At 64.1% G+C, this 788-nt stretch carries 1 protein-coding gene; it reads right to left on the bottom strand.

The genetic code is table 11. From position 1 onward, the window contains the following. Positions 1–786: carbon starvation CstA family protein (locus HU811_RS27080; RefSeq protein WP_367616253.1), on the bottom strand; the 786-nt coding region annotated here is incomplete at its 3' end. Positions 787–788 lie beyond the last annotated feature (2 nt).

Raw genomic sequence — 788 nt, 5'->3', positions numbered from 1 at the left:
GGCGACGATGGTGCCGATCTTCAAGAAGGTGGACAGGTAATCGCGCGGCGCCAGGATCAGCCAGATCGGCAACACGGCGGCAACGAAACCGTAACCGATCAGCATCCAGGTGATCTGCACGCCGGTGAACGTGAAGGCCTCGGCCCAGACCGGGTCGGCGGCCACTTGCCCGCCGAGCCAGATCGAGCCCAGCAGCAACAGCACGCCAATGAGGGAGATTTCACCGATGCGGCCCGGGCGGATGTAGCGCATGTAGATGCCCATGAACATCGCGATCGGAATGGTCGCCATCACCGTGAAGATCCCCCACGGGCTCTCGGCCAGGGCCTTGACCACGATCAGCGCCAGCACCGCGAGGATGATGATCATGATCAGGAAGCAGCCGAACAGCGCAATGGTGCCAGGAACGCGGCCCATTTCTTCACGGACCATGTCGCCCAGGGAACGACCGTTGCGACGGGTGGACAGGAACAGGACCATGAAGTCCTGCACGGCACCGGCCAGCACCACGCCGGCGATCAGCCAGAGCGTACCGGGCAGGTAGCCCATCTGCGCCGCCAGCACCGGCCCGACCAGCGGCCCCGCACCGGCAATGGCCGCGAAGTGGTGGCCGAACAGGATGTGTTTGTTGGTCGGGACATAGTCCAGGCCATCGTTGTTGAGCACGGCGGGGGTGGCCCGGCGCGCATCGAGTTGCATCACGTTATTGGCGATGAACAGGCTGTAGTAGCGGTAGGCGACCAGGTAGATGGCCACGGCTGCGACGACGATCCAGAGGGCGTTGATCG

The sequence above is a fragment of the Pseudomonas tehranensis genome, assembly GCF_014268615.1.
Classification (GTDB): Bacteria; Pseudomonadota; Gammaproteobacteria; order Pseudomonadales; family Pseudomonadaceae; genus Aquipseudomonas; species Aquipseudomonas tehranensis.
The sequence above is the reverse complement of the archived record's forward strand: the minus strand, read 5'-3'. Positions and strand labels throughout refer to the sequence as shown.